The 3,861-nt window shown below is 73.0% G+C and carries 1 protein-coding gene; it reads right to left on the bottom strand.

From position 1 onward, the window contains the following. Positions 1–123 precede the first annotated feature (123 nt). Positions 124–3,786, bottom strand: a complete 3,663-nt coding sequence (locus CGE01nite_RS16610) for an immunoglobulin-like domain-containing protein (RefSeq protein WP_141371765.1) — start codon at positions 3,784–3,786, stop codon at positions 124–126. Between the last annotated feature and the right edge of the window lie 75 nt (positions 3,787–3,861).

Here is a 3,861-nt window from a genome sequence, read left to right on the forward strand (position 1 = left end):
CCCCCGCCGGCGGGCGCCCGGTTCGGCCCGCTCACGCGACGGGCCGCGCCCGGCCGGTGGGTTCCACCTGACCGGGCGCGGCCCGTGCGCGACGACAGCCGGCTGACGGCTGCGGACCGGGTCCTAGACCCAGGCCGCCGACCTCGCCGTCGCGGCCTTCACGACGAGCCGGGTCGCCCCGGTCGACGGCAGGACCGTGCTCGAGCCCGCGTAGCGGGCCTTGACCGAGTACGTGCCCTTGGCCAGCTTCGGCAGCGTCACGACGACCGCGCCGTTGCGCAGCGTGCCCGTGCGGGTCGCCACCGGCTTGCCGCCGGAGGTCACGGTGACCGTGACCTTGCCGGTGGCCTTCACCGCCGAGGTCACCTTGACCGTCACCTTCGCGGCGGTCTTCGAGGTGACCGACGTGACCGTCGCCTTCGTCGTCGACGACGCCCGCGTGACCTTCACGGTGAGCGTGGTCTGGGACGCCGCGTACGCGCTCGTCCCGTCGTACACCACGGTGAGCCGGTGCGTGCCGACGCCGAGGTTCTGCACGGCGACCGTCGCCTTGCCTCGCGACAGGGTCCCCGAGCCGACCTTGGCGCCGCCCTTGAGGATGCGCACGGTGCCGGTCGGCGTCGCCGCCGTGGCCGTCACCTCGACGTTGACCCGCATCGTGGTGCCGAGCTTGGCCGAGGCCGCGTCGGCGTACGTGCGCGTCGCTGCCGCGACCTTGCCGGGCGCGGGCACCGCGAGGGAGTTCACGACCTCGGTGTTGCCCGCGACGTCGACCGAGCGGTACTGCACGGTCGTCGCGTACGCGCCGATCGCGAGGGAGCCCGTCCACTCCTTCCACGACCCCGAGCCCACGCGGTACTCGGTGCGCGCGACACCCGAGGTGTCGTCCGCCGTGCTCATGGCGACCGTGCGGGTCGCGGCGGTGAACGTCGCGCGCGAGACCGGGGCGACGGTGTCGATGCCGACCTCGAGCGACGCGGGAACCGCCGACGTGCGGCCCGAGCCGTCCGTCGCGCGGGCCTGCACCACGTGCCGGCCCTCACCCGTGACCGTCGTCGTGATCGAGCTGCTCGCCGAGCTGACCCAGGGGTCGTCGTCGACCTTCACCTCGACCGACCGGATCCCGGCCACGTCCGTCGCCGAGGCGGTCACCGGGACCGACGGCGAACGCCACCAGCCGGCCGAGCCGTCCGCGGCGAGGCCGGGCGTGAGCGTCACGACCGGGTCGCCCTCGTCGGTGACCCGGACCGTGAGCGAGGCGCGCACCGCCACGCCGCCCGCGAGCCGGCCCGCGACCGTGAACTCGCCGGGCACCGCGTACGACGCCGGGTCGATCGCGTCCCACGTGACCGCGACCTGACGCGACGAGCCGTCGGCGTAGTGGGCCGTGGCCTTCGCCGGGAGCACCGGGGCGACGCCCGGGTCCGTCGTCACGACCTGCTCGTCGACCGACTCGACCAGGAGGTCGGGCTGGTACGCCGCGCGGACCGTGTCGAGCTCGGCCTGCGTGATCGGCAGGACCGTGCCGTGCCGCGGGCTCGAGGGCAGCTGCGCGGTGGGCAGCGCGGTCCACGTGCCCGCGGCGATGTCGGTCGTCGTGAACGCCATGTAGCCGCGGCCGCCGTGGTAGCTCGGCTGGTCGATGAACAGGTACCAGGAGTCGTTGTCGCCGTTGGCCTTGAACGCCGTCGGGCCCTCACCACTCGTGAACGTGCCACCCCACGGGTTGGGCTGGCCGACGCCGATGCGCTCCTTGACGAGCTGCCAGCCGGGCGACGAGGTCGTCGTCGGCAGGGCGCCCGTGACCGTCGCGAGCAGGTCGGTCGACTTCTCCTGGCGGACCGTCATGGAGGCCTCGTCCTTGACGAACCGGTAGTACGTCGAGCCGTCCTTGACGATCGTCGCGTCGATCATGCCGAGGCCCGTGCCGCGCTTGACGTCCATCCACGGCTGCGCCTCGCTGAACGTCACGAAGTCGCGCGTGGTCGCGTACATCATGCGGTTGTACGTCGAGGTGTAGCTGCGGCCCGCGACCGTGGTCGTCGGGTAGAGGTTGGACGCCCAGTACACGACGTACGCGCCGAGGTCCTCGTCGTAGTACGCCTCGGGCGCCCAGGTGTTGCCCGCGAAGTCGGTCGAGACCTTCACGTGGCGCTGGTCGGACCAGGTCACCAGGTCGGTCGACTCCCACACCTCGATGTACGTCGAGCCCGACTGCTGCGCGCGGCTGAAGCTGCCGCCCGGGTAGATCTTGAGGTCGGTGGCGATCATGTAGAACTTGTCGCCCTCGGGCGAGCGGATGATGAACGGGTCACGCAGGCCGCGCTCGCCGTACTCCGAGGTCAGGACCGGCTCAGCGTCGTTGAGGTCGTCCCACTTGGTCGGGTCGTCGCCCTGGCTCGCGCCGAGGTAGATCGACTCGCCGTCGTCCGTGCTCTCGCCCTCGAAGTAGGCGAACAGGTACGCGTCGGTCGCGACGGCCTGCGGCAGGGCCGGGACGGTCGCCGTGATCGTCCGCGTCGCGGTGGAGCCGTCGAGCGCGCCCGTCGCGGTGAGCGTCACCGTGGCGGTCGGCTGGCCGTGCGCGGGTCGGTGCACGCGACCGGTCCCGTCGACGACGGTCGGGTCGGACGACGCCCACGTGAACGTCGTGCCGTTCGCGCCCGCCGTCGGCAGGGTCAGGTTGCCGCGCACGTCGTCGACGTTCACGACCTCGATCGCCGCAAGGTCCTCGGCGATCAGGCCGGGTGCCGTGGGCCGCTCGAGGACGGTCACGGTGAACTGCTTGGTCTCCTGCCCGCTGCCCCGCGTCAGGGTCGCGGTGAGCGTGACGGTCGCGTCGCCCGCACCGGCCGCGGGACGCGTGACCACGCCCGTCGTCGAGACGACCGCCGGGTTCGACGACGCCCACGTGATCGCGGAGCCGGCGCTGCCGAGCGTCGGCAGCGTGAGGGAGGAACGCACCGCCGAGGTGTCGCCGAGCGTCAGCGCCGCGGCGTCCGCCGCGAGCGCGGGTCCGGTCACGTCGGACGCGAGCTCGGTGAGCTCGGTCGACGTCAGCGCACGGTCGTACACGCGGAAGTCGCGGACCTTGCCCTGGAACGACTTGTCGCCCGCCCACGCGGACCGCCCGATGAAGTTCGCGGAGCCGCCGTTCGCGACCTGGCTGGGCTTGACGGTGATCGCGCTGTTGCGCGCGACCTCGACGCCGTCCTCGTAGAGGACCGCGTAGCCGGGCGCCGCGGGCGTGCCGCCGACGATCGTGTAGGTCAGGTGCCGCCACGAGCCGGTGGCCAGCGCGGCCGACCGGGTGGTGCTCTGCTCGGTGGTGTACGTGGCGGTGGTGATGGCCCCGCGCAGGCGCGCGTCTCCGTCGCTGCCGGTCACGAAGACGTACCCGGTCCCCGACGAGAGCGAGGCGGGGTTGCCCAGGGTGAACAGGAAGTAGTTCGCGGTCATGCCGGGCGTGATGTGCACGTCGAAGTCGACGGTCACCGAGTCGAGGCCGCTGAGCAGGCCGTCCGGCAGCGCGATCGCGTTGCCGGAGCTGCTGGCGCCGCCGCTGAACGTGAAGCCGTCACCCGCGTTCCAGGACGCCGCGCCGGTCACCGCCGCGTGGCGGCCGTGGCCCGAGGAGTCCGCGGCCACGGTGCCGCTCGTCTCGTCGAGCTTCCAGCGGCCGACCAGGCCGTCGTCGGTCGCGGCGCCGGCCGGTGTCGCCACCAGCGCCGTGGTGAGGGCGACGGAGGCCGCGGCCACCGCTCCCCATAGTCGTCGTGCTCGCATTGCGCACTCCTTGTGCTCGGGGGACTGCTTCGGAGAAGAGGGAGAGGCGGCGCGGGCCGCGACCGATCGCGGCCC

The organism is Cellulomonas gelida (assembly GCF_006538725.1).
Classification (GTDB): domain Bacteria; phylum Actinomycetota; class Actinomycetes; order Actinomycetales; family Cellulomonadaceae; genus Cellulomonas; species Cellulomonas gelida.

Bases quoted from the DNA above. Each gene is read 5' to 3' on its own strand.
- CGE01nite_RS16610 (WP_141371765.1), bottom strand. From the start codon at position 3,786: ATGCGAGCACGACGACTATGGGGAGCGGTGGCCGCGGCCTCCGTCGCC.